The organism is Priestia sp. ST2, assembly GCF_055810735.1.
In genome coordinates this window covers 20,429-46,322 of record NZ_JBVVNT010000011.1, presented here as the reverse complement: position 1 = coordinate 46,322, position 25,894 = coordinate 20,429, and the positions used below count along the sequence as shown (strand labels likewise).

The following is a 25,894-nucleotide window of genomic DNA, read 5'->3' as shown; positions in this document are numbered from 1 at the left end:
TTGTGGATAACTGTATTCATTATGTTGATAAATGTGACGAAAATGTGAACAAATAGAGTTAGTTTTAAGTAGTCACTTAGGCTAAAAATTCCATGAATTGAACCTGATGGGTGGAAAAGAAAATGAAAAGCCAGTTATTTTCATGCTTTAATAAGCGGGAGATCAGTGTTTTTGAAGTTCTCATTTTATACATTTTGCGTTAGTGCAACTTTGTTTCGAGATAATTTGCTAAGAGAAGAGAACGGCTGGAATGCTTGATATATCTACATATTCTTGGTGTGAATGAAATAACGTATAAATGCAAGAAACATTTCTTACGCTGAAAGACTATAAACGTTGATATATCAGTACTTTATCTTGATTGTTAGTTTACATAATCTATCTTATCGGAAGCAATACGTGTATACAGTTATCACTCATATACACAAAATGAAATACAAGCATTGGTCATAAATATTAAAACCTTCGACTATTTCTAATGAGTTAGTAGTATAATTTGGATATTAGTAAAAAGGTGGTAAATGAATGGGGAGATACTATTATTTAAAAGGTGACGGTTGGGGCTGTGGGGTATGGTTTGTATTATTTTTACTTTTCATTACTGCACCGATCTGGATTTACTTATTGACCATCCCTCTTAGATTCTTAGTTTTTTTAGGTGAAATAGGTGAGGCGATATTCGATGAAGGTAATGGGGCTATTATGCTTATCATCGCAGGACTATTATTCGTTGGGATATTGTTACTTATAGCTAAGTTCTTAGAGAAAATAGAGAGTAGAAGTAAAGATGAAGAGTAAGAGTAAGACGACTGTTTAACACAGTTGTTTTTTTATTTTGTTCATTACAGTATTTCTTATTCCATTACGGAACACGAAGTTATTCGATGATTATCATATCTTTAAGATAAGAAGGATGTTGATCTAACAACACGTGATTTTGTTCAATTATTCACAAGTAAAGCTAAAAAAGTTTCGTGTTTCTGAAGTTGTGTTATTAATGAAATTAACACAAATCTTTTTGAGTATTAATATTCATCTTTTATTAAGAAGAAATTGACTAAAGGGGGTAAAGGGGTGGCAGGGGGCAGTATGCCACGAACTAAGTACTTCTATAATACACATAACAATTTTTAATGATTGTAATTTTAGAAGCAGTATTCGATTAAACATACAGGTTTTATTAGAAGTTAGGATTTAACTAGCTTCTTTTTTATTGAAAAGAAAAAGCACAAAGGCTTTATCCTTCATGCTTTAAACACTTGAACTATTATTCTTTCTTTTAATAAGCACTTCTACAATCTTGTAAATGACTGCAAAAATAACGATTGCAAATAAAGCTGTAGATACAGAATAGGAATCTCTTATATATCCAATTAATGCACCGAATATAATACAACCTATTACAACTAATAAAAACTTTAATCCTTTGTTCATTTCCAATCACCTCATAATATTGGGAATAATTCCAAAAAGTACTAGATTTCTTACAATTAATGCTGTATTGTAATTATATAGAAAATTTAGAATAAATGAAAGAAGGTTGAAGCAAAATGAAGAAATTTATCCTGAAATCTGCCATTTGTCTTACAGCATGTGCAGTATTCGCATCACCATTTAGTGCTAATGCATCAACTATGACAACCCAGCAATTGCCGGGCGACTATAACAATAGTTGTAAGGTTGTCGCAACAAAGTATTATGACAACGTTACATATAGCAACTATGAAGTAAAAGTTGTTAATGCAATTGCTACTGGTGCAGTGGGCGGAATTGGTTACGCAATTACGAAAAGTGCTTTAACTGCGTTTGTTATGGGTGGATTAAGAGAGTCGATTCCAAAAGTACCTAAACAAAAAGCTGTTTATACAAAAGTACAAAGTCGTGAATGTAAAGATAGTACAGGGGTTTATCGTCAATTAATTACTACATATTATAGCGATAGCAAACGTACAAAAGAGTTAGGAACACAATATAAAACAGTACGCTAATATTAATGGGAGAGGACACGGAAAACCGTGTTCTTTTTTTTATGCTTTTTTCGTCTGTTTTTTCACTATACGTTGTTTAGGGGGTGTAAGGAGTAATAGTTTGAGTTTCTCAGAATGGAGGTTGTAAATAAAAAATCTCTCAATACTAATCTAGCTTAAATTCTTACCATTTGTCTTACTTTTGCTATTTATTAAGTCCATATATGTAGAAAGGAGTAGAAATCTCAACTGTTGATACAGAGAGGGAGTAATTTTTATTTTGAGTAAAAGTCACATTGTGTGACAGCAATTTATTAATGGGCAGTAAAAGAGGTGAAGAGGCGAAGTGTTAACCAGTGAGTCAGTTAAATTTATTCGATTGCTAACAGATTTAACACAAAACGAATTAGCTAAGAAGTTAAGGGTAGATAGAAGTTTAATTTCAAGAATTGAAGCCGGTGAACGAACTATTACACCTGCCTTAGTTAGGCGATTAAAAGAGATTCTTTATTTGAAAGGATGGAGTGAATCAGATTTATTTCTAATTTATGAAGTGATTAAAATCCGGAAATTAAAACATGTAACTAGAAAGGATGGTCTTTAATGAATGTAAATAATATAAAACAAAATTTAAATTACATCAAAACAGTGATTGAAAATGGAAGTCTAAAAGAAAATAGAGTGATTATCAATGTGATGATTGCAGAAACCATTCACGGTCTTAAAAATACAGCATTTTTGTTTAAAGTGAAATATACAAGCGAAGGCTACAAAATGCATTATTCATCTTACGAAAAACGTGCAAAGAAATATAAATCAAGATTACTTGTCGATATGGAAGAACTGGAAAGGAAATTAAATAAGAAACCAGTTAACGAAAAGGCGTGTAAGAAACTCATTCAAAAAATGTTAGATACAGATTTATATACCTCTTACACACAGGCAGTCATTAACCAATGGCAACCAAAAACTAAACATTATAAAACGGAAGCTATTTCAATTTAATAAAGGAAAGGTGAAGAAGATGGGTGAAGAAAAAACAATTCATGATATTGAAGTTCCTGTGGGTATTAACCCAAGACAGGTAACTATTGCACAAGATTATGTTACGAGTAGGCTACAAGAAGGTTTTACAGTTTCCGGCTTTTGCACAAAACATAATCTTTCAACAAAAAGTTGGTATCAGTGGCTTAATAATGATAATTACAACAAATATATAAATGAAATGTCAGATGTAATTCTTCCAGCAGATGAACTTGAAGCCGTTCGGAAAATGAAGAAAAAAATTATGGGATTTGCAGATAAGCCCAATGTGTCAGTAAGCGAACTAAAGATTTTTTCAGATACGTTTAGTTATGTCTTTGAAGCTGAAGCACGCTTGCAGATTGAAAAGTTAGGATTGAACAAAGAAATTAAACCTCAAGATTCACAGGAATCACGTGAAGAGATGCGTGCTAGATTACTTAAAGAATTAAGGAGTTGAATGAAATGAATGCATATATGAATATTTCAGAAGGATATCAACAAATCAGAGAAGCAGCGACTTCTAAAAGGAAGGAAGAGAATGTTACAAAAATTGATTTAACCAGTGGTAACGAATCAATAAATGTTGAAGATATGAACACCGATCAGAAAGTAGAACTGTTATCAAAAGTTGTTGCAGATTTGTTTATTAAAGTAAATGGAGGTGCTGAATAATGGCAAAAAAATCGGCAGTAAAGCAAATGGAAGAATTATTTAAGAAAGTAGAAAAATTAAAAGAAAAGTTTGAAGTTGCTTCACAAAAAGCACTAGAAGAAGCTGAAGTATTAAAGGAAGAAATTCAGGAAGAAGAGAAAAAAACACGTGAGATTTATACCATGTATGTCCTTGATGAAATTGTTCTTGAAACCTATCAGGACGCAAAGGATAAACTAGATAATAAAAAGAGACTCCTTGTAGTGGCTGAAGGTAAAATTAATGATATGAAAGATTTAGAGAAAGAAGAGTTGTATAAGTTATATCATCAAATACAAGAAATTAAAGAGGAATATTACAAAGAAGATAAACGTAATATTGCAGTTAATCGCAAACGTATTCTTCAAGCAAAAGTTGATTATCTAAAGTTCATGCACGAAGCACAAAAAGAAATGGCTACTACTTACAAGTTTAATCGTAAAATAGGTGATTTAAAGGTTGATTTAGGTTTATTGGATTATAACAACATTGATGGGATAAAGACAGCACAAGGATTCTTTGAAAATGCTTATGATAGAACTCCTGGAATCGAGGTGACTCGAGAAGAAGTTACTTCAGCATTTAACAGAGGATTGGTTAGTTCTAGCGTATTAGAAGCAATCAAATAAACAAATAACAAAATTTCATTCGCTGGTATCTTCATTGGTATCAGCGTTTTTATTTTACTATAGGAGGTTATGTTAATGGAGATATTAAAGAAGCTAAAAAATACAGTCTGTTCGTTATTCAAGAAAGAAAGGAATACTGGAAAGTGTAAAATTAAAAAGATAAATAAAAATATTAAAAGAGTTGAACTGCTAAAGCTGGAATTAAACCAGGTTACAAATGCTTATGATAAGAAAATAGAAGAATTGAAAGCAACACACACTTCAGCACTATGGAAGTATGAACAGTCTTATCAAAAATTACGAAGACTTGTTGAAAAGCAGCAACAAGGGTTGATTGAAGAAGAAAAAGTTAATAAACAACGTGAGGAAGTTAAACCATTTGAAAAAGCCTTTAATAAAGTTAATGAACAGCTTATTGGTATCAAAGAACATAAGAAAGACAGTGTAATGAATATCATTTCAGAAATAGATCAATTACAAGAAAACTATACTAAAGCATTAGCTGAAGAAATTAAAACTAAATCTCTTGAAATGACAAAGCAGCGACAAGGATATTTAAAAGAAGTACAGTCTCTAGGATATGACTACAAAAAAGCTATAGATACAGAACGTTTATTAAAAGAAACATTTGAAAAGCATAATTTTGTTTATAAAGGAACCCTGGTTGATTCTCTTGCAATATTAACTAAAGATGTACCAATAAGTATTGATAAGTTATCTATTGCGGAAGATACAGTGAATGAAGCATTGATTGGTAAAATTCCATATGTAAACTGATACCCTGAACAGTTGGTTAATTCCTTCTGTTTGGGGGCTTTTTTTGTGGAGAAATATTCTAAAAACTATGTATAATATAGTTACTAATATTTAGAAAGAATGTGTATAAATGAAAATCTTAAGTATAAATTTAAAAGGCTACAAAAGTATTAACGAATCCGGTAATCTTAACTTACATAATAAAGTTAATGTTTTTGCTGGTAAAAATAATACAGGAAAAACAGCTTTAATTGAAGGGTTATACAAGATTGCTAATAGCCAATTGATTGAGAACTTTAGTAACAGAGAAGACGCTAAGATAATATTAGAACTAGAAGTACTTGTGAATGAAGAGGAACTGAGATTTATCAATAGCGTAATGGACTCAAGGTATTGGCTGTTTGAAGTAAATAGGTTGAAGGTAACTATTTCCTATAACAGTTCAAGCAACGTTTCATGTATAGATAAAGTATCAGGGTTCATTGATGACCATTACGAAGTAATTTACGAAAACGATATGAATCCTAATACCGCATACTACTATAATAATTTGAATGGAAACACTGTTAATTTTGGTCACGTACCTCAGGCAGTAAAAACTATTTTTTCATTGTTAAATCGATCTGTAGTATTTATTAGTGGGAATAGACATGTTCCTAATGAACAACAAGCACAACTAAGTGATAAATTAACTGTCGATGGAAATAATTTGAATAAATTCTTATACACGTTACATCTCAACGATGAAACAATGTTTGATCAAATTACGAGTGTTTTTAAATTGATTTTCGATGATGTAACTTCTATAGGAACTCCAATAGATGGGCATGGTTCAACATATATTAGTTTGAAATTTGAAGGTAATGAAGAATCGATACCTTTATACAATTGTGGAAGTGGTTTTACGCATGTACTTTTACTCTTATGCGTACTTTTTACTCAAAGAAACAGTATAGTGTTATTTGATGAACCACATGTCTTTTTGCACCCTTCAGCAGAAAAAGCGATTTACGATATTATAGGTGAAAATAATCACCATCAATATTTGTTAACGACTCATTCACCAATTCTTATAAATTATTCATTTGAGAAAAATATTTTCCTTGTTGATAAGGAGGATGGGATTAGTAGATTTACGGAATTAGAGAATATACAAGAAGTACTTAACAATATAGGAGTAAGCAATAGTGACTTTGCTTTATCAGATAAAGTTCTATTTGTAGAAGGAGAAACAGAAGAAGCAGTTATTCCACAAATTTTAAGTCATTTTGGAATGAAACAAATAGGTTATAACTATAGAGTTTTGAAGATGGGCGGTACAGGAAATGAATTTACAAAGAAATCTGTAATGACAAGGAACCATGAAAAGTTACAGTTGATTCTAGGTGGAGTATCAGATAGCCCTATCCCCTACAAGATTATAATAGATATGGACGAAAAAACTGAGGAAAAGATTGTAGAGATAAAAGAAAAGTATGGAGAGAGTATAATTATTCTAGAGAGAAGAGAATTTGAAAATTACCTTATTGAATCTTATGAAGAGTTAGCTGAAGTGATAAATAATAATGTAGGTTCAGAAGTTACTTCTCATGCTGACGTAGAAAAGTTAATAGGAGAACTCTTAGCACAAACTGAAAGCACAAGACTTTTCCCAAAAGCAAAAGATAATCCATTGAAAAACGTTGTTGGTAGTGAAGTCTTAGAACAACTTTTTGATGAATATGGTGTCCGTTTTAATAAAGTTCAACATGGGCTAGAGATAACAGCATTGGTCTTACAGAAACACCCTGAAAAACTGACTTTTTTCAAAGATCAGCTAGAAGAGTTTATAAACGGAAGTGAAGTTAAGGTCAAAGCGACAGTGGTACAACCTATTGGATAATCAAACAAGATAAGGTTTATTTAAAGGTGTTAGAACAATTTCTAGCACCTCATTGCTTTTCTATATCGTTCTGTAACGAAATTAGATTAACAACTATCCATCAGTAAAAAGATAACTCGCTTGTAGACCTCCATAGAAGCAGCGTTATATTAAGAGAAAATTAACAATGTAACATTAATTTTAAAAAAGGGTTGCAATCTATGTCGAATGGTAATATAATAAATATTGTTCGAAGGTCGTATGAAGTGATTCATTGATAAATAACTACTTACTGTTGAATATCAGTTAATATCACGGTGGTTCACAAGTTGTCTACTATTATGACGGTTTAGTAACTTACTCAAAATCGTGTTCCTTCGGGAGTGTCGGTTCGACCCCGACCATCGGTACTTTAGCTTTACTTGACAGGATGATTCCTGTTTTTATTTTTACTTATCGGTCGACAAATTTTGATAATATTTGCGGGTGTAGTTTAGTGGTAAAACCTCAGCCTTCCAAGCTGATGTCGTGAGTTCGATTCTCATCACCCGCTCCATACATATTGTTATCACAACGCAGTGTCTCGCTTTCAAAGCTGAGATGTTGCGTTTTTTATTTTTAGCGTAAATATAGCGTCTATCTTTTCAAGATAGACGCTATATTTACGTACATCAGTTAATGACTTGATAGGTTGCTGCGCCGCCGTGAATTTGAATGAACATGTCACTTAGGGATTTAGTTAGTTTATAAGCCCGTTCTTCTGAAAGTGAAGGCTTTAAATAAATGAACTGTACAGCTTGTGTTGTCTTTTCAGTTACGTACGCTCGGTTAGAATCGACATAAGGGCTTCCGAAAGCTCCTAGGGCATCTTTAGAAATGATTTTATTTTCTAAAGAAATGTTACGTTCATTTAGAGCTTCATAAGACTCTTCTTTTTTACCGATAGTAAATTCGATGGGGCCTTCTAAATTAGAGGAATCATAAATTCCAATTGGGACTTCATATTGCAATGAAAAAAAGTTGTTAATGTCCACAGCAGAATTGATAGAAGGCAAATACGTTTGTTTTCCTATTCTTCTAATTAAAGCTTCTATAGAAGGACGGTATTTACTTGGATCAGTTCCAAATGTTTTGAAAAGCTTTCTCCACTCGCTAACACCTTCGAATTCTGTTACTTTTTTTGACTCAAGGTCAAAATAAATGGATTCTTGAAAGAGGCGCAGACGTCCTTTTAGCATTTGAGGAGAATCACCAACTTCAATATTTTTATACTGAATGATTCCCATTTTAAAAGAAGGGCAAAGCTGTTTAATAGCGGGCGATAATGTAAAGTTCATTTTTTTGATCCTTTCTATTATAATTAGTATTTGTTCGTTTATAGATACCATCCTATCATTTCATTGAGTGAGAAAACAGTTCAATGCATGAATATATAGAATTTCTTAGAAAGGAGGCCATTATTCACTATGAATGCGTATCAGTTGAAGGAAGAAATTATTTCATATAGCAAAGAGATTGGAATCGATAAGATTGGATTTGCGAGTGCTTCCATGTTTGATGAGTTAAAGAATCGATTGTTAGCACAGCAAGAGTTAGGTTATGCTTCAGGCTTTGAAGAACCTGATATTGAAAAGAGAGTAGATCCCACATTAGTTGTTCCAAAAGCTAGATCGATTATTTCAATTGCACTTGCGTATCCTTCTAAATTAAAGGATGCACCAAAGAGCACAAAGGAAGATCGCCGTGGAATCTTTTGCCGTGCTTCTTGGGGGCAAGATTATCATACGGTTCTACGTGATAGGCTTCAAAAGCTTGAAACCTTCATAAAAGAAAAAGTACCTGCAGCTATCCTTCAATCGATGGTAGACACAGGTGAGCTGTCGGACCGAGCTGTAGCAGAAAGAGCTGGTATTGGCTGGAGCGGTAAGAACTGTGCCATTATTACACCTGAATTTGGTTCCTACGTGTATTTAGGAGAAATGATTACAGATATCCCGTTTCCTCCTGATAAACCGATAGAGGACGGTTGTGGTACTTGTAATAAGTGTGTTGATGCGTGCCCTACGGGTGCGCTTGTAACAGGTGGTCAGCTGAATTCGCAGCGATGCATTGCCTTTTTAACCCAAACAAAAGGATTTTTAGCTGAAGAATTTCGAAGTAAATTAGGCAATCGTTTATATGGCTGTGATACATGTCAAACTGTGTGTCCTGAAAATAAAGGAAAAGACTTTCATTTTCACCCTGAGATGGAGCCTGACCCAGAACTTGCGAAGCCTAAATTAAAACCGCTCTTAACGATGAGTAATCGTGAATTCAAAGAGAAATTTGGACATGTTTCAGGTTCTTGGAGAGGGAAAAAGCCAATTCAGCGTAATGCCATTATTGCACTGGCCCATTTTAAAGATCAAACCGCCGTTCCAGATTTAATTGAATTAATTAAAAATGACGTTCGCCCTGTCATTCGAGGAACAGCGGCATGGGCGTTAGGCAAAATTGGCGATAAAGAAGCGTTAGATATACTTATGAACTTAAGAGAAAAAGAAAAGGACCAAGAAGTAATTAAAGAAATGTCAAAAGGTATAGAGATGCTTCAAGAGATCTAAACCGTATTTTTATTGATAAAGTTAGCTAATGAGTCATAGCGTATAATAAACGCTTAGAAAAGTGGTGACATTATGCTAACAAAAAGGAATGTATTATATACTTTAATTAAAGCGCGTGCGGACAGCTATGTAAAAGGTGAGCTTCATGAAGACTTTAAGCCTTTCATTGAACATCAGTGTGAGCTAAAGCGGTCTCTTATAAAAAAAAGAGAAGTTGATGTTTTAAAATGTAATATGAAAGGTTCTATTCAATCTGCTCATACGGATCAGGAAGAAACAAGAGTATTATATAAGGTGCACATTCAGGCATTTTTAAAACAAAACGATTTTTTCTATATAGAAGAAGAAATTGAAGATCGTTTAGCTCTTTTTTATAAAGATACGCTTATTCAAGATGAGCTGCTGGTAAAGGGTTTTTCTGAAGATAAGGTTGAAATGGATGTAGAAGAAGTAGAGGAAGACGAAGAAAGAGCCTCTTATTATGATCGTCTTGCGGCTGTTCAGTATGCAGAAAAACATTGGGATAAACCTAATGAAAGTTATAAGCAGTTTGAGGTAAACTGCACCAACTATATTTCACAGTGTTTGCATGCAGGAAAGGCGCCGATGCGGGGATATCCTAAAAAAGCAAACGGATGGTGGATGAGAGGGAACGCCTGGAGCTATAGCTGGGCAGTTGCTCATTCCATGCACAGCTATTTAAGTAACTCCAAATCAGGACTTCGGGCTGTGAGGAAATCTTCAGCAAGCGAACTTGTCCCGGGAGACGTTATCTGCTACGATTTTGAAGGAGATGGAAGATGGAATCATACGACGATTGTTGTAGCAAAAGACGGTCACGGTATGCCTCTTGTGAATGCGAACACGTATAATAGTCGAATGAGATATTGGGCTTATGAAGATTCAACGGCTTACACGCCAAAGATTAAGTATGATTTTTTCCATATCGTTGATCGGTAAGTCTTTCGTTTTAGCAAGTTAGTGGTATAATGATGAATAGATTTGTTAGCAGAGGTGAAAATTTGTGGGAGTACACGTAGTGTTATTTCAACCAGAGATTCCAGCAAATACAGGTAATATTGCGCGAACATGTGCAGCAACAAATACGACGCTGCATTTAGTTCGTCCGTTAGGCTTTTCAACAGATGATAAAATGTTAAAGCGAGCTGGATTGGATTATTGGGAATTTGTAAATGTGGTGTATCATGATTCATTAGAGGAAGTATTCGAAAAGTATCCTGAAGCAGGTTTCTACTTCATCACAAAATTTGGTCAGCAGCCACACACAACATTTGATTATAGTGACTTAGAGCAGGATCATTTCTTCGTATTTGGAAGAGAAACAAAGGGTCTGCCAAAGCACATTATTGAAGAGAACATGGAAAGATGTCTTCGTTTACCGATGACAGAAAATGTTCGTTCTTTAAATTTATCTAATACAGCAGCTATTTTAATCTATGAAGCGCTGCGTCAACAAAATTATGCTGGTTTATCTTAAGTAAAAAGCGAGGTTCAAATTTTATTGAACCTCGCTTTTTTATTTATGTCGACGATGATATGTAGTGGTTATTTTTTAACGCCCGGTTTATCATTGTATCCCGCTCTGAAGATGGATGCTAAAAAAGCAATTGTTACTCCTAATACTAAAAGTAAGCGCATTGATTTTCCTCCTCAATCTAATTAAAAGGATTATATAGCTACTGCAGTTAAAACCGACTTCCCATATCTCATGATGATAATAATGACAAAATAACTCTTCTAGAGACATAAGTTCTCTAACAAAGTTTAGCCGTTCCTTCTTACTCTTTTATTATAGCTAATAAATACTTTACTGTGAATGCCTAGCAAGGACAAATTTCTGAATTTTACAATTTAAAAAGCATGTTCAAACATTTTGCTGCATAGATTGTATTAATCTTGTTCACTAGCACCATAACTAGTAGGGGAGGTCCTTTAATGGATATATTAAAGAAAGTTGAAAGATACCGCGAAGAAGAGAATCGTCTTAAGTGGGAAGGGACATTTGAAGAGTACCTAAAGCTGATTAAAGATGAGCCTTTAATTGCTCAGCCTGCACACTCTAGAGTATACAACATGATAAAGGATGCAGGAATTGAAGAGGTAAATGGTAAAAGACATTATAAATTTTTCAGTGGACAAATGTTTGGACTTGAAGATTCGCTAGAACGCTTGGTGGAAGAATATTTTCATCCAGCTGCAAAGCGTTTAGATGTTCGTAAACGTATTTTACTTTTAATGGGTCCAGTAAGTGGTGGTAAATCGACGCTAGTGACCATGTTAAAAAGAGGGCTTGAAGCTTATTCGCTTACTGATCGAGGAGCTGTTTACGCTATTAAAGGATGCCCAATGCATGAAGATCCGCTGCATTTAATTCCACATCATTTACGTAAAGACTTCTTTGAAGAGTATGGTATCCGAATCGAAGGAAACTTATCTCCTTTAAATACAATGCGATTAGAGGAAGAGTATGGCGGGAGAATTGAAGACGTCATTATCGAACGCATTTTCTTCTCAGAGGACAAACGAACTGGAATTGGAACGTTCAGTCCTTCTGATCCGAAATCTCAAGACATTGCCGACCTAACAGGAAGCATTGACTTTTCAACAATTGCAGAGTATGGATCTGAGTCAGATCCGCGTGCTTACCGCTTTGACGGAGAGCTTAATAAAGCAAACCGGGGAATGATGGAGTTCCAGGAGATGTTAAAATGTGATGAGAAATTTTTATGGCATTTACTCTCTTTAACCCAAGAAGGAAACTTTAAAGCAGGAAGATTTGCTTTAATTAGTGCAGATGAATTAATCGTAGCGCATACAAATGAAACAGAGTATCGCTCGTTTATTTCCAATAAGAAAAATGAAGCTTTGCATTCACGAATTATTGTAATGCCTGTTCCATATAACTTAAAAGTGAGTGATGAGGAAAAAATTTATGACAAAATGATTCGTGAAAGTGACGTATCAGATGTTCATATTGCCCCTCATACGTTACGTATTGCGTCTATCTTTACTACATTAACGAGATTAAAAGAGCCTAAAAAAGGCGATATCGATTTATTAAAGAAAATGCGCCTATACGACGGTCAATCTGTAGAAGGCTATAACGATGCAGACGTAGAAGAGTTACAAAAAGAGTATACGGATGAAGGAATGAGCGGTATTGATCCTCGTTATGTCATTAATCGCATTTCATCTACCATCATTCGAAAAGATATTAAATCAATCAATGCATTAGATGTACTGCGTTCATTGAAAGAAGGGCTAGCACAGCATGCATCTATTTCTGCTGAGGATCGAGAGCGTTACCTGAATTATATTTCTCTGGCGCGTAAAGAATATGATGAAATTGCTAAAAAAGAAGTGCAAAAAGCCTTCGTTTATTCGTATGAAGAGTCCGCTAAAACATTAATGGATAATTATTTAGATAATGTCGAAGCATACTGCAACAAAAATAAGCTTCGTGATCCGCTAACAGGAGAAGAGTTAAATCCAGATGATAAATTAATGCGTTCAATTGAAGAACAAATTGGTATTTCAGAAAATGCAAAAAAAGCATTCCGCGAAGAAATCTTAATTCGTATTTCGGCTTATGCACGTAAAGGAAAACGATTTGATTATAATTCCCATGAGCGCTTACGCGAAGCGATTCAGAAAAAATTGTTTGCGGATTTAAAAGACGTAGTGAAAATTACAACGTCCACTAAAACACCAGATGAGCAGCAGCTGAAGAAAGTAAATGAAGTAGTGGCTCGATTGATTGATGAGCATGGATACAATTCAGTATCTGCTAATGAACTGCTGCGCTATGTAGGAAGTTTGTTAAATCGATAACTCAGTACTAACAAGAAAACATGGCACTTCCGATCTGTGCCATGTTTTTCTTATCTCTTAAAATAAACTCTGCATAATTAGGCTAATGTGTAGTACGCATTGCACTTAACCATCATATGATAAGTCATAAACATATACATGACACTAGACACTATAAAATGAATAGTTAATAGTGAAAGAATTAGTTAGCAAGTATACCATTCTTGCGCATAGGATAAGAGTAACCAACCTTTGAACTAAAGGTATTTGTCAGAAACTTTCGGTATAGCTTATGCATGCCGAGTAAAAATGTGCAGGTGTTTTTTAAATAAGGAGGGGAATAGCGTGGGAAAAGAAGTAGATAAAAGTTTTGCTGTCTCAAAAGAAGACTGGTCCCTCCATCGTAAAGGCCACGATGATCAAAAAAGACATCAAGAAAAAATTAAAGAAGCAATTAAAAATAATTTACCGGATTTAATTACAGAAGAAAATATCGTGATGTCCAATGGAAGAGAAGTTGTTAAAATTCCGATCAAATCATTGGATGAATATCGAATTCGGTACAATTATGATAAAAACAAACATGTGGGTCAAGGTGATGGAGACAGTAAAGTTGGGGATGTAGTAGCACGTGATGGATCTGCTGGAGATGGTCAAAAAGGAGCAGGAAAAGGTCAAGGAGCAGGGGACCAGGCTGGAGAAGACTACTTTGAAGCAGAAGTGTCTCTTATGGAGCTTCAAGAGGCTTTATTTGCTCAATTAGAACTGCCTAATCTTCAGCGAAAAGAATCTGATCAAATTGTTGTGGAGCACATTGAGTTTAATGATATACGACGTACAGGTTTGATGGGGAATATCGATAAAAAACGAACGATGATGAGCGCTTACAAGCGAAACGCAATGACAGGAAAGGCTGCTTTTCATCCTATTTATCCGGAGGATTTAAAATTCAAAACGTGGAATGAAGTTATAAAGCCAGAATCGAAAGCAGTCGTCTTAGCTATGATGGATACGAGCGGTTCGATGGGCATATGGGAAAAGTATATGGCAAGAAGCTTTTTCTTTTGGATGACACGCTTTTTACGTACGAAATATGAAACAGTGGAAATTGAATTTATTGCGCATCATACAGAGGCAAAAGTAGTATCAGAAGAAGACTTTTTCTCTAAAGGAGAAAGCGGAGGAACTATCTGTTCATCTGCTTACCGAAAAGCGCTTGAATTAATTAACCAAAAGTATGATCCGAGCCGCTATAATATTTACCCGTTTCATTTTTCAGATGGCGATAACTTAACTTCAGATAACGCAAGGTGTGTAAAGTTAGTAAATGAATTAATGAAAGTGTCAAATATGTTTGGATATGGGGAAGTGAATCAGTACAATCGACATTCCACTTTAATGTCTGCGTACAAAAATATTCAAGACGAAAGTTTTAGACACTTTATTTTAAAACAAAAATCAGACGTTTTTCACGCGATGAAAAGCTTTTTTAGAAAAGAAACAGAAGACCAGAAATATGCTTAACCTAAAAGGCCTAGACTTGTTATCTAGGTCTTTTTTATGCGGTTTATTCAGCGCTTCTTTGGAGATAGTAAAAGTACGACTTTATCCAAAAGGAGAATAAGTGAATGAACGAAAATATAAAGAGCGAAATGCAAAAACATCAACAAAATCAGCGGTTGAACGCAGCTGAGTTAGGTTACTTATGGGCGCAATATTTAGGCGATACGCTGTATGTATGTGTTCTTGGGTATTTTCTATCTGTTGTAAAAGATGCCGAGATTAAGGAGCTCTTAAAAAAAGCCCATCAGATTTCACAAACTCATGTAGACGAATTGACGGAATTATTCAGTTCGGAAAAAATTCCAATACCAGTAGGTTTTGGGGAACAAGATGTGAACAAAGGAGTTCCTGCTTTATTTGATGATATTTTTATGGCTATTTATGTAAATGAAATGGCAATTGGAGGTATGAAAAAATATGCCAGAGCCCTAAGCGCAGTGAGAAGGCAAGATATTTATGATCACCTGTCTCGGTGTGTAAAAGAAAGCGACAGTCTTTTAGATGATTCTAACCACGTTATTTTAAGAAAAAGCATGCTAATGAGACCTCCAGTTATTCCTTATCCTGTAAAAGTAAATTTTGTGGATCATAAAACGTTTATATCACCATTTTTCTCTCAAATGCATCCTCTAACTTCTTTGGAGGTTACGGCTATTCAAGAAATTGTTAATACAAATGTATTAGGTAAAACGCTGATGCTGGCATTTAGTCAAGTAGCTACCACACAAAAATTACGCTCTTATTTTTTTGATGGAGTCAAGCTTGCGAGTAAGCAAATCAAGCAATTCACTGAGTTATTGTCTGAAGCTGACCTACCAAGTCCGCGTCTGCTTGATGCGTATGTAACCAACTCAACGATTTCACCGTTTTCAGATAAACTGATGATGTATCATACTTCCACAGCGGTGACGATCGCTATTGATAACTGTGGTGCTGGCTTGTCTATGTCGTTCCGTTCGGATGTCGCATTAGAATTTTCTCAGCTAATCGGGCGTATAGGGAAGTATGGAAAAGATGGAATTCGGATTATGATTGAGCAAGGTTGGATGGAAGAACCTCCAATGTCAACAGACCGTAAGAAGTTGGCGGAGAAATAATAAGGAGTATGTTGTCGGTTATCAGTAATTTTGCGGTACTGAAACATATATAGCTAAGCGAAAATAGATTGCTCTAGACCCACTTGAATGAGCAGTGATAAGATAAAAAAACTGATTTTTCAAGAAGTAAGTCGAGGTGTGCAAATGAACAACAATATAAGGGAGTCCATTGCGAAAAAAGTAGCATGGATTAGCGTATGGAGCAATATTGCCCTTACGCTAGGAAAAGTAATAGTAGGATGGATTGGAAATAGTGATGCTGTATTTGCTGATGGTATTCACTCTGCAGCGGACGTATTTGCCTCTATTATTGTCTTGTTGGTTATACGAGTAGCAAATAAACCAGCAGATGATGACCATCCATATGGACATGGAAAAGCAGAAGTGATTGTCTCAGGAATCGTAGGAATTATTTTATTGCTTGTATCATTTTATGTGGTATTTGAAGGAGTCGTTGGTTTATTCCATCCGGTTGAATCTCCAAATATTTTAGCCATGTGGATTGCTGTTATTTCATACATAGCAAAGGTATTGTTGTACCGTTATTCTTTAAACGTAGCGAAGCAGCACCACAGTAAGGCAATTGAGGCAATTGCCTTTGATCATAAAGCAGATATTGTTGCTTCTATTGCAGCGGCAATTGGTGTTTTATTATCGATTATTGGTGATAAAATGGATGTTCAACTGCTGTTATACGGAGATAAAATAGCAAGCATCTTTGTTGCTTATTTAATTTTTAACATTGCCAGACAAATGATGGGAGAGTCTTTTCAAATCTTAATGGAAGGCAATATTGATGAAGAGCTACTAAAAGAACTTGAAGAAAGCATTTATGAATTTGAAGATGTGAAGCGGATTGATCGCGTTCGAGCAAGAGAACATGGCCATTACATATTAGTGGATGTACGTATTTCAATTGACCACTTTAAAACAATTAAGGAAGGTCATGATTTAGGACGAGAAATCAAAGCAACACTTATGAAAAAGCATGATAATATTCAGGAAGTATTAATCCATTTGAATCCTTATTATCCAGATTAAAAAGACGCAGCGAAAATTTTCCGCTGCGTATTTTTGCATTTTTTTACATACTATTCATTTTTTTAGAAACAATGAATAATAACAAGAGACATCGAGGCAGGTGAGTGGCACTGTTAATTAAACGAAGGCCTAAGCGAACAAAAAGTCCTATCTCCCTTGAAGAAAAAGAGCCAAAAACAGAAATTGAACTTGGCACAAATGTAGAAGAAATTCTAAAAATGCTGGAAGAAAGGTTAGACTATACGAGTGATATAGGGCAAAGGTGGCTGAAATTTAATCATGAGCGTGCGCTTTTAGTCTATTTTGTGCCCCTTATGGATTCAATCAAGTTAAATGATCATGTTATCAAACCGTTATTAATAGAAAAAGAAGGGGAGATAAAAGAAGTCATTCAGGCTGCTTCCATTACTCCTACAAAAGATTTGGATGAAATGATTAGTTTAATGAGTCGAGGTGCTTCTCTTCTATTAATCGAGAATGATCCGTTGGTTTATGCAATTGATTCCACAAAAACAGCTACAAGAGAAGTGAACCAAGCGCTGAATGAGAAAATAATCAGGGGGTCTCAAGAAAGCTTTGTGGAGAGCTTAGATAAAAATTTGAACTTGATGAGACAAAGGTTTTTAGATGGAAGCCTTATTGTACGTTATATCGAAGTAGGAAGTATTTCACGCACGCGAGTAGCGGTTTTATATTTGAAAAATATAGCTAACGTAGAGATTTGTAATACGATCATTAATCGTATACAACAAATTGAAGTGGATGGAGTGGATAGTGGGAGTATCATTGAAGAGGCTCTAGAAGATTCGCCTCTTTCACCATTTCCTCAGCTGTTGAACACAGAAAGGCCGGATCGGGTAATGGGCAATCTGTTAGAAGGAAGAATGGCAGTGCTAACAAATGGAAATAGCTCTGCGTTGATTGCTCCCGTTAATTTTTTCTCTTTTTATCAATCGCCTGAAGATTATAATACGCGTGCACTTTATGGCTCATTTTTCCGCCTTTTACGTATATTCAGCTTTTTTGTAGCTATGAGCTTACCTGCAATTTATATTGCAACGATTTCTTTTCATTATGAATTGATTCCTTTGGACTTAGTTTTTACAGTAAAAGGTTCTCTTGAGAACGTTCCATTTCCTCCGATAGTAGAAGCGTTTATTATGGTTTTAATATTAGAGTTACTAAAAGAGGCTTCTCTTCGGCTGCCTTCTTCAATTGCTCAAACGATTGGGGTGGTTGGAGGGTTAGTTATCGGTACAGCAATTGTTGAGGCGAGTTTAGTTTCAAATATGATGATTATTGTTATTGCTCTAACAGCCGTTTCTTCCTTTGTTGTGCCATCAAACGAAATGAGCACCACGCTGCGAATTTTAAGTTTTCCGATGATGATTGGAGCAGCAGTCTTTGGCTACTTGGGTATTGTCTTTGTATTAGTTCTTATTGTTATGCATTTAGTTATTTTAGAGTCTATTACGATACCTTACTTAATCCCTTTTGCGCCCTTTAAAATTTCTGGTTTAAAGGATGTTTTTATGAGGATGCATCAGCTCTATTTGAATGAAAGACCTGCTAACGCTAAGCCTCAAAAACGCCAACGTCAAAAAGCGATAAGGAATTGGGATTCAAATGAATAAAAATAGTATTTCAGTCAGTCAGCTGTTCTTTATCATTTTACAAACGCAAATTGGTATTGGTGTTTTAGGGTTACCTTATAACTTATTTAAGACGGCGCATACGGACGGCTGGATTTCAATGTTAATTAGCGGGTGTATTATTCAAGTAATTACATTATTCCACTGGGGATTAACGCATCGTTTGCCAGGTCTAACTTTATATCAGATGACTAGCAAGCTGCTTGGCAAGTGGGTAGGTAATTTTTTAAATATAGGATATGTATTTTATTACATCATTGTTTCAAGTGTTATTACTGTTTTGTATGTAAACGTGTTAAAGCGCTGGCTGTACCACTTAACGCCAGCGTATGTTTTGGTCCTTTTATTAGTTGTGATTGCGCTGTATTTTGCAAAAGAGAATGTCCGCAATATAGGGCGTTTCTTTACAATTGTATCCGTATTTTTAATTATTTTAGTGCTGTTGATATCGAATGCTTATAAAGAGGCTGATGTCCGGTACCTGTTTCCGATTGGGCACAGCGGTATTCAAAATATCTTGCTGGCGTCAAAAGAGGGAAGTATTTCAATGCTAGGTTTTGAAGCGATTTTGATTTTAGCTCCATTTGTAAAGGCAAAATCTACTATGACATTAAAGATGGTCATGCTTAGTAATTGTATCGTTACCGTTTTATATGTATATATCATCATTGCTTGTTATTTGTTTTTTAGTCCGGATGAAATCTTAATCGTACCAGAACCGGTTTTGTACATTTTGAAGGCGACGCAAAACTCCGTTATTGAACGAATAGACTTGGTTTTTATTACCTTTTGGATTATTTCTGTTATTACGTCCCTTATTATGTACGTGTATATTTCAAGTGTAGGCATGCAGGAAATATTCAAAAAGAAAACTCACCGTCCGTTTGTTCCAATTGTATTGATATTCGTAACAGGTCTTTCCATTTATTTTTCAAAAACGGATAATCTTGTGACAGCTTTATCACAGGCAACTAACTATTTAATTTACGTATTCATTTTCTGTATTCCTATTTGTTTGTTAATTCTATCATGGATAAGAAAAGGAACAGTAAAAAATGAAGCATAAACTTATCAAGATCTTCAATGTATGTTTAGTTCTAAGTTTTTTAACAGGATGCTGGGATCAAAAAATGCTAAAAGATACGATGTTTTTGTCTACAGTGGCTTATGAAAAAAAGAAAGGAAATAAGGTGATTTCTACTATTGCGATCCGCTCGTACACTTCTAAAGAAGGGATTTTAGTGAATAAAACCTACCATGTGGCAGGAGAATCACCTCGGGATGATCGAACAAAAATTAACCAGCAGGTTTCTGGAATTGTAATGTCTGCTAAAAAGAGAATAATTTTATTTGAAGATCGATTAGCTAAAGAAGGTATACTAGAATTATCAGACGTTTTATATCGTACACCAGAAAGTCCTTTGACGGCTAAGTATGTCATTGTCGAAGGAAAGCCGAGTACTATCGTTGAATTACAGCAAGTAGGAGAAGAGCTAATTGGAGAATATTTAGACGGAGTTGTTCATACGGCTGAAGCGAATTCTTTAGTACCAATTGAAACTCTTCAGTCACTTTGTACCGTGTTGTTTGATGAAGGAAAAGGGCTAGCTCTTCCTTATATGAAATTAAATACTGAAAATAAGACCGTTGATGTAATCGGTACAGCTTTGTTTAATAAAGATAAATTTTCAGGCATTACATTAAATCCTGAGGAATCCAAGGTGCTTCTTTTATTAGGAAATCAAAAAGATAAATATATGATTATGAGTGACAAAATTACCATACATGACCAAAAGTATGTAGTATCGTATGATGTGTCAGACGCTAAAGCAAAGATGAACGTTAAGCCGGATGCGATTCACGGGGTAAAAGTGACCATACCACTACATGTAAAAGTAAGCATTAATGAATTCACTAAAAACGAAATGTCATCCCCTGCATTAATAAAAAATGTACAGGAAGAAATTGAAAAAGTTCTACAAAAGAAAGCAGAAAAAGTAGTTGTAAAGTTGCAAAAAGCTAACTGCGATTTTCTTGAAATAGGAAGAGAAGTAGCCGCTTATCATCCGAGTATATGGGAAAGGCTTAAATGGAGACAGGATTATAAAAACATCTCGATTAATCCGAAAGTACAAGTGGAAATTATCCATCGTGGAATTATTAATTAACAAAAGTCATGCGAAAAGCATGGCTTTTTTAAGTGAAAAAATTTTAGTTTACAAAATAATAAAAAGGGAATTGTATTTATTTATTGATGTGATAGGATAAAAAAGCATGTAAATGCATTCACTACGAATGAAAGCAGTGGACGGGTACATATAGATAATAATAAACGGTTTTGGGAGTCAAAGAAGGTGATGTTGAAGTGAATGTAAGCATCAGGTCAATCGTTAAAAAAGTCATGTTCATTCTATTTATTGCATATACAGCAGTGGTCATTTATGCTACTCTCATACGGGAAAACGAACATGTTTACGGAAAAGCAATGAACTTGGATTTATTTAGCACGATCCGTCTGATGTGGGACAGCGGGAATATAATGCTCACTCTGACAAATATACTGGGGAATATCGTGATGTTTGCGCCGCTTGGAATGTTTATTCCTTTGTTTATGAAGTGGTTTGACGGTTTTATTCAAGTGTTTACGACGGGTTTCTTAATCAGTTTTCTAATTGAAATTTTACAGTACAAGCTAACGGAACGAGTATTTGATATTGATGATATCTTTTTGAATACGCTAGGTACATTTATAGGCTGGGTTATTATTAAAATACTATATTGGGCCAAGAACGTGCTGAAAGCACGTTTCAAAAAAAGATAAAGAGATGGAGACATAACTGAATCAATAGCTAGAAAGCAGCTACAGATATGAAGTCTACGTTTACCATCACAATGAAAAGATCCGAACGATGAATCGTTCGGATCTTTCTTCAACTAAAATACTTTTGTCCTAGCCACTGCCTCTTGTTGATAGAAACACTTAATGCAGCGTCTTACGGAAGAATGTGAGGATTCAACGATAATGTGCTGACAATTTTGCTGAACAAATAATAACTTTCTTTCAAGCTGCTTAATTTGTTCTTTAAGCTGTTCTACTTCATTATTGATAGATATTTGAACCACTGTTAACAAACTCTTTAGCTTTTTCTTTCATTCCTTCTTTTCTTACTTCGTTTACATCTTTTTCATTTTCTTGAGCCATGTTACGAATATCTTGAGAAATACGCATCGAACAGAATTTAGGTCCACACATTGAACAGAAATGGGCTGTTTTAGCACCTTCAGCGGGAAGTGTTTCATCGTGATATTCTTTTGCGCGCTCTGGATCTAGTGACAGGTTAAATTGATCATTCCATCTAAATTCAAATCTTGCTTTAGACAGCGCGTTATCGCGTTTTTGTGCTCCTGGATGGCCTTTTGCTAGGTCAGCGGCATGCGCAGCAATTTTATAGGTGATAACGCCTTCTCGAACGTCTTCTTTATTTGGCAGACCTAAATGTTCTTTTGGCGTTACGTAGCAAAGCATAGCTGTCCCAAACCAGCCAATCATTGCAGCCCCGATACCTGATGTAATATGGTCATAGCCTGGAGCGATGTCGGTTGTAAGCGGTCCAAGAGTATAGAAGGGAGCTTCTTGGCATATTTCCATTTGTTTATCTACGTTTTCTTTGATGAGGTGCATAGGGACATGTCCAGGGCCTTCAATCATAACTTGAACATCGTGTTTCCAAGCAATTTTAGTTAGTTCACCAAGCGTTTCTAATTCACCGAACTGTGCCTCATCATTAGCATCTGCAATGGAACCAGGACGCAGCCCATCGCCAAGCGAAATAGAAATATCGTATGCTTTACAGATTTCACAGATTTCTTCAAAGCGAGTATATAAAAAGTTCTCTTCATGATGAGCTAAACACCACTGCGCCAAGATGGATCCTCCGCGTGAAACAATACCTGTCGTACGTTTCGCTGTTAGAGGAATATAGCGTAAAAGAACACCTGCGTGAATAGTAAAGTAATCAACACCTTGCTCCGCTTGTTCAATTAATGTATCGCGATATGCTTCCCACGTTAGATCTTCTGCAACACCTTTTACTTTTTCAAGCGCTTGGTAAATAGGAACAGTCCCTACAGGAACAGGCGAGTTGCGGATAATCCATTCGCGCGTTGTGTGGATATCCTTTCCTGTTGATAAATCCATAATTGTATCGGCTCCCCAACGCGTTGCCCATGTCATTTTTTCTACTTCATCTTCAATAGCTGAACGAATAGCTGAATTTCCGATATTAGCATTGATTTTCACGTGGAATTTGCGGCCGATAATCATCGGTTCGCTCTCAGGGTGATTGATATTATTAGGGATAATGGCACGTCCTCTTGCTACTTCTTCACGCACGACTTCAGGATCCATCTGTTCACGAATAGCGATAAATTCCATTTCGGGCGTGATGATTCCTTTTTTCGCATAGTGCATTTGCGTTACATTTTGATTTTTTTTCGCGCGCAAAGGTAAACGATTAGTGATAAAGCGCTCGTACTGATCTCTTGGATCACCATCATAATAACCGTTATCCTGTGGCTGAACCGTACGGCCTTGATATGTTTCTACATCGTTTCGTTCTGCAATCCACTTTTCGCGCAGAGCCGGTAATCCTTTTTGTAAATTAATTTCATAACAGGGATCTGTATAAACACCACTCGTGTCGTATACACGTACGGGATTATTTTCTTCTTCCCCAAAAGATCCTGTAGTAGGAGACTGATGGATTTCACGCATAGGCACTTTAAGATCTTCTCTGGATCCTTGGACATATACTTTGTGACTGTTTGGAAAAGGCTTTTTCATAGAAACTGATACATTTTGTTTTGACATTACATATTCCTCCGGTTTCGCATAAAGTGTAGCTATACCGAACCATAAAAAAATCGGGTTCTGTGATAGACAGAACCCGATGGAATAGGCGAAAAAAGAATAAACATATACTATTCTTTTCAAGACTACTTCCCTCCGCTGGTATAACCCAAATCAGGTTCAAAGGGTTAAAGAGTTTTATAGCACTCTTCTCTCAGTCTGAGCTATCAGACACCCCTAGTAGAAATAACATTTAAATTATTCAATTTACGGCTTAAGTTTACCATCATTCGGTAAAAAATCAACCCTTAAATAAAAAAAGCTAGACAATCAACGTTGTCTAGCAGCATCGATTGCAATCACAATAGCTGTAATAATGTGCATAACAAACCCTAAAAATGGAATCCAAGCAACCAGTGAAGTAACAATCCCTAGTATGTTTCCATACGCAGATAACCCTCGTCTATTAGCTAAAATGAGTGTGATAGCATGAAGAATAAATCCAATAAAAAGAGGAGTATAACTAAAGCCCATAACAATCCCCGCGCCAATTAAAGGAATTCCCAGCAAGGCTTCATACCCAGCAGTGACCCATTTCATTGTACGTACATTTCCATTCATAGTAAAAAGCCTCCTAAAAAAGATACTACTATATACGAGAAAAGAGAGAAAAAAGTTTCAAATTACTTAGGGGATATGTCGTATAAGCAAGCACTAGTTGATTAAAATGATAGATGACAGTAAAGGGGATGGAAAAAACATAATGATTTAGTCATTTTTTCACACTAAAGAAAAATAGTCTAGATGATTCATTTTTAGCTAAGGACCCGGAATTTATACCGAACATAGCGACTGCTTTTTAAAACAAATAAAAGCTGGTATCTTGTTTTTTGGTTATAGCATGTAAGGTTTTTATTACAAATTATTAAAGATTCTTATCTTTTTGCAAATACACATTGTATTTCATAGTTTTAACAATTATGATAAAAAAGCAAGTGTCAAAATAGGAAAATAGTTGAGCATGGAAAACGAAGCGATAAGCTTATTAATTTGAAAGAAAGGCAAGGTATATAGCTTTATGTGGGAAATTATTGTAGCAATCATTTTAGGGATTGTAGAAGGTTTAACAGAGTTTGCTCCTGTTTCGTCAACTGGGCATATGATTATTGTGGATGACCTGTGGTTAAATTCAAAAGAATTATTTTCATCTCCCGTAGCTAATACATTTAAAATTGTTATTCAGCTAGGGTCGATCTTAGCAGTAGTAGTTATTTTTAAAGATCGTTTCATTAATTTATTAGGATTGGGAAAAAAGCCAGCCGCTCCAATTGGACCGACAAATCGCTTGAATTTAATGCAAGTAATTGTTGGTCTGTTACCCGCAGGAGTGTTAGGACTTTTGTTTGATGATTACATTGATGAACATTTGTTTTCTTTAAATACGGTGCTAATTGGCTTAGTAGTCGGAGCTGTATTAATGATTCTAGCAGATTTGTTTGGACCTAAACGTCCGCGTGTAGAGACGGTGGACCAAATGTCTTATGGACAAGCACTGGGTATAGGACTGTTTCAATGTATTGCTCTTTGGCCAGGTTTTTCTCGTTCAGGCTCAACGATTTCAGGAGGGGTTCTTCTTGGAATGAGCCATAAGGCAGCGGCAGATTTTACATTTATTATGGCAGTGCCAATCATGGCAGGAGCAAGTGGACTTTCATTGGTTAAAAACTGGCAGTATTTCACATCAGATGCACTACCGTTTTTTATTGCTGGTTTTATCAGCGCCTTTATTTTTGCGCTGGTGTCTATTCGCTTTTTCCTGAAATTAATTAATCGTATCAAATTAGTACCATTTGCACTATATCGAATTGTGTTAGCAGCTATTCTATATTTTGTATTTTTATAAAATAAACATGCGTGTTCTTTAGTCCCTTAAACTTCTAATAGAGACTCAAAGAGCAAGAAAAAGCTATTGCAACATTGCAATAGCTTTTTTGTATAAATATATATTATCGCCTTTTGAAAGCGTTTTATAAACATGGGTATTGACAAAACGTGTCGAAAAATAGTAAATTAATATTTGTGCAGTATAAAGTTAAGTAAAAGTAAGACTTCTGTTTAGTTTTATTGACTGTAAAAAACGTATGACAACGTATAGATCGTTTTAATTTTATAAAAACTGAATAATAAGCTTAATCGTATAGAGCGGGGGAATCATTATCGGCAGTAAAGCTGCCTTGGGGTGAATCCTTACAAAAGGTAGGAAACTCTCAATTCCGAATCCGACAGTTAACCCCGTTTGCTTTATTGAGAGAAAGAGCCCAAAATAGCG

The 25,894-nt window shown here is 35.2% G+C and carries 25 protein-coding genes, 1 tRNA gene and 2 riboswitches; of the genes, 22 read left to right on the top strand and 4 right to left on the bottom strand.

Features of this window, described 5'->3' with window-relative positions:
* The first annotated feature begins 525 nt into the window (after window positions 1–525).
* On the top strand, window positions 526–798 hold the full coding sequence (locus tag AC0KUU_RS27655) for a hypothetical protein (RefSeq protein ID WP_473453920.1): 273 nt from the start codon (window positions 526–528) through the stop codon (window positions 796–798).
* Window positions 799–1,251: 453 nt separating this feature from the next.
* Here the strand turns inward: AC0KUU_RS27655 and AC0KUU_RS27650 are convergent, their stop codons facing one another.
* The gene (locus tag AC0KUU_RS27650) at window positions 1,252–1,434 is read right to left on the bottom strand and encodes a hypothetical protein (RefSeq protein ID WP_322551691.1); all 183 of its coding nucleotides are present in this window, start codon (window positions 1,432–1,434) and stop codon (window positions 1,252–1,254) included.
* A gap of 200 nt (window positions 1,435–1,634) precedes the next feature.
* On the opposite strand from AC0KUU_RS27650, the gene AC0KUU_RS27645 reads away from it, so the two are divergent.
* The 9 genes from AC0KUU_RS27645 (at window position 1,635) to AC0KUU_RS27605 (ending at window position 7,485) form a co-directional block, all read left to right on the top strand.
* On the top strand, window positions 1,635–1,988 hold the full coding sequence (locus AC0KUU_RS27645; RefSeq protein WP_473453918.1) for a hypothetical protein: 354 nt from the start codon (window positions 1,635–1,637) through the stop codon (window positions 1,986–1,988).
* A 325-nt stretch (window positions 1,989–2,313) separates the two neighbouring features.
* The gene (locus tag AC0KUU_RS27640; RefSeq protein ID WP_322551693.1) at window positions 2,314–2,571 is read left to right on the top strand and encodes a helix-turn-helix transcriptional regulator; all 258 of its coding nucleotides are present in this window, start codon (window positions 2,314–2,316) and stop codon (window positions 2,569–2,571) included.
* Entirely contained in the window at window positions 2,571–2,972 is a 402-nt protein-coding gene (locus tag AC0KUU_RS27635; RefSeq protein ID WP_322551694.1) for a hypothetical protein, read from the top strand. Before AC0KUU_RS27640 ends, AC0KUU_RS27635 begins: the two co-directional genes overlap by 1 nt.
* A gap of 19 nt (window positions 2,973–2,991) precedes the next feature.
* Window positions 2,992–3,450 carry a hypothetical protein gene (locus AC0KUU_RS27630; protein ID WP_322551695.1) on the top strand — a complete coding sequence of 153 codons (459 nt, stop codon included), beginning with the start codon at window positions 2,992–2,994 and terminating at the stop codon, window positions 3,448–3,450.
* A gap of 5 nt (window positions 3,451–3,455) precedes the next feature.
* On the top strand, window positions 3,456–3,665 hold the full coding sequence (locus AC0KUU_RS27625; RefSeq protein ID WP_322551696.1) for a hypothetical protein: 210 nt from the start codon (window positions 3,456–3,458) through the stop codon (window positions 3,663–3,665).
* Window positions 3,665–4,312, top strand: a complete 648-nt coding sequence (locus AC0KUU_RS27620; protein WP_322551697.1) for a hypothetical protein — start codon at window positions 3,665–3,667, stop codon at window positions 4,310–4,312. The genes AC0KUU_RS27625 and AC0KUU_RS27620 overlap by 1 nt, the downstream gene beginning before the upstream one ends.
* Before the next feature lie 75 nt (window positions 4,313–4,387).
* On the top strand, window positions 4,388–5,089 hold the full coding sequence (locus tag AC0KUU_RS27615) for a hypothetical protein (RefSeq protein WP_322551698.1): 702 nt from the start codon (window positions 4,388–4,390) through the stop codon (window positions 5,087–5,089).
* 109 nt (window positions 5,090–5,198) lie between these two features.
* Window positions 5,199–6,950, top strand: coding sequence for an ATP-dependent nuclease (locus tag AC0KUU_RS27610; RefSeq protein WP_322551699.1), 1,752 nt, complete (start codon window positions 5,199–5,201; stop codon window positions 6,948–6,950).
* 461 nt (window positions 6,951–7,411) lie between these two features.
* Window positions 7,412–7,485 (top strand) — tRNA-Gly (locus AC0KUU_RS27605).
* Between the two features lie 115 nt (window positions 7,486–7,600).
* Here AC0KUU_RS27605 and AC0KUU_RS27600 read toward each other — a convergent pair.
* Window positions 7,601–8,266: a B3/B4 domain-containing protein gene (locus tag AC0KUU_RS27600; protein ID WP_162215197.1), complete on the bottom strand. Its 666-nt coding sequence runs from the start codon at window positions 8,264–8,266 to the stop codon at window positions 7,601–7,603.
* 129 nt (window positions 8,267–8,395) lie between these two features.
* On the opposite strand from AC0KUU_RS27600, the gene queG reads away from it, so the two are divergent.
* From queG to AC0KUU_RS27545, 11 genes are all read left to right on the top strand, one after another.
* The gene (gene queG, locus AC0KUU_RS27595; RefSeq protein WP_322551700.1) at window positions 8,396–9,532 is read left to right on the top strand and encodes a tRNA epoxyqueuosine(34) reductase QueG; all 1,137 of its coding nucleotides are present in this window, start codon (window positions 8,396–8,398) and stop codon (window positions 9,530–9,532) included.
* 72 nt (window positions 9,533–9,604) lie between these two features.
* Window positions 9,605–10,492, top strand: coding sequence for an amidase domain-containing protein (locus AC0KUU_RS27590; RefSeq protein WP_013081558.1), 888 nt, complete (start codon window positions 9,605–9,607; stop codon window positions 10,490–10,492).
* Window positions 10,493–10,556: 64 nt separating this feature from the next.
* Window positions 10,557–11,030, top strand: coding sequence for a tRNA (uridine(34)/cytosine(34)/5-carboxymethylaminomethyluridine(34)-2'-O)-methyltransferase TrmL (gene trmL, locus AC0KUU_RS27585; protein ID WP_016762878.1), 474 nt, complete (start codon window positions 10,557–10,559; stop codon window positions 11,028–11,030).
* Window positions 11,031–11,488: 458 nt separating this feature from the next.
* Window positions 11,489–13,384, top strand: a complete 1,896-nt coding sequence (locus tag AC0KUU_RS27580) for a PrkA family serine protein kinase (RefSeq protein WP_013055179.1) — start codon at window positions 11,489–11,491, stop codon at window positions 13,382–13,384.
* A 324-nt stretch (window positions 13,385–13,708) separates the two neighbouring features.
* Window positions 13,709–14,887, top strand: coding sequence for a sporulation protein YhbH (yhbH, locus tag AC0KUU_RS27575; RefSeq protein ID WP_013055180.1), 1,179 nt, complete (start codon window positions 13,709–13,711; stop codon window positions 14,885–14,887).
* Between the two features lie 104 nt (window positions 14,888–14,991).
* Window positions 14,992–16,023, top strand: coding sequence for a DUF3231 family protein (locus tag AC0KUU_RS27570; RefSeq protein ID WP_043978128.1), 1,032 nt, complete (start codon window positions 14,992–14,994; stop codon window positions 16,021–16,023).
* A gap of 144 nt (window positions 16,024–16,167) precedes the next feature.
* Window positions 16,168–17,064, top strand: coding sequence for a cation diffusion facilitator family transporter (locus AC0KUU_RS27565; RefSeq protein WP_237075566.1), 897 nt, complete (start codon window positions 16,168–16,170; stop codon window positions 17,062–17,064).
* A 104-nt stretch (window positions 17,065–17,168) separates the two neighbouring features.
* Window positions 17,169–18,698, top strand: coding sequence for a spore germination protein (locus tag AC0KUU_RS27560; protein ID WP_322551701.1), 1,530 nt, complete (start codon window positions 17,169–17,171; stop codon window positions 18,696–18,698).
* Window positions 18,691–19,782 (top strand): GerAB/ArcD/ProY family transporter, encoded by a 1,092-nt coding sequence (locus AC0KUU_RS27555; RefSeq protein ID WP_043978124.1) that lies wholly within the window; start codon window positions 18,691–18,693, stop codon window positions 19,780–19,782. The genes AC0KUU_RS27560 and AC0KUU_RS27555 overlap by 8 nt, the downstream gene beginning before the upstream one ends.
* On the top strand, window positions 19,772–20,884 hold the full coding sequence (locus AC0KUU_RS27550) for a Ger(x)C family spore germination protein (protein ID WP_043978122.1): 1,113 nt from the start codon (window positions 19,772–19,774) through the stop codon (window positions 20,882–20,884). Before AC0KUU_RS27555 ends, AC0KUU_RS27550 begins: the two co-directional genes overlap by 11 nt.
* Before the next feature lie 197 nt (window positions 20,885–21,081).
* On the top strand, window positions 21,082–21,537 hold the full coding sequence (locus AC0KUU_RS27545) for a VanZ family protein (RefSeq protein ID WP_237075567.1): 456 nt from the start codon (window positions 21,082–21,084) through the stop codon (window positions 21,535–21,537).
* Between the two features lie 279 nt (window positions 21,538–21,816).
* Here AC0KUU_RS27545 and thiC read toward each other — a convergent pair whose 3' ends face one another.
* Both thiC and AC0KUU_RS27535 read right to left on the bottom strand, forming a co-directional pair.
* Window positions 21,817–23,586 (bottom strand): phosphomethylpyrimidine synthase ThiC, encoded by a 1,770-nt coding sequence (gene thiC, locus AC0KUU_RS27540; protein ID WP_043978116.1) that lies wholly within the window; start codon window positions 23,584–23,586, stop codon window positions 21,817–21,819.
* Between the two features lie 113 nt (window positions 23,587–23,699).
* Window positions 23,700–23,814, bottom strand: a riboswitch (TPP riboswitch).
* 81 nt (window positions 23,815–23,895) lie between these two features.
* Complete coding sequence (locus tag AC0KUU_RS27535; RefSeq protein WP_043978114.1) at window positions 23,896–24,186, bottom strand: hypothetical protein; 291 nt, start codon at window positions 24,184–24,186, stop codon at window positions 23,896–23,898.
* Window positions 24,187–24,643: 457 nt separating this feature from the next.
* On the opposite strand from AC0KUU_RS27535, the gene AC0KUU_RS27530 reads away from it, so the two are divergent.
* Window positions 24,644–25,468 (top strand): undecaprenyl-diphosphate phosphatase, encoded by an 825-nt coding sequence (locus tag AC0KUU_RS27530; protein WP_013055186.1) that lies wholly within the window; start codon window positions 24,644–24,646, stop codon window positions 25,466–25,468.
* 273 nt (window positions 25,469–25,741) lie between these two features.
* Window positions 25,742–25,881, top strand: a riboswitch (cyclic di-AMP (ydaO/yuaA leader).
* Window positions 25,882–25,894 lie beyond the last annotated feature (13 nt).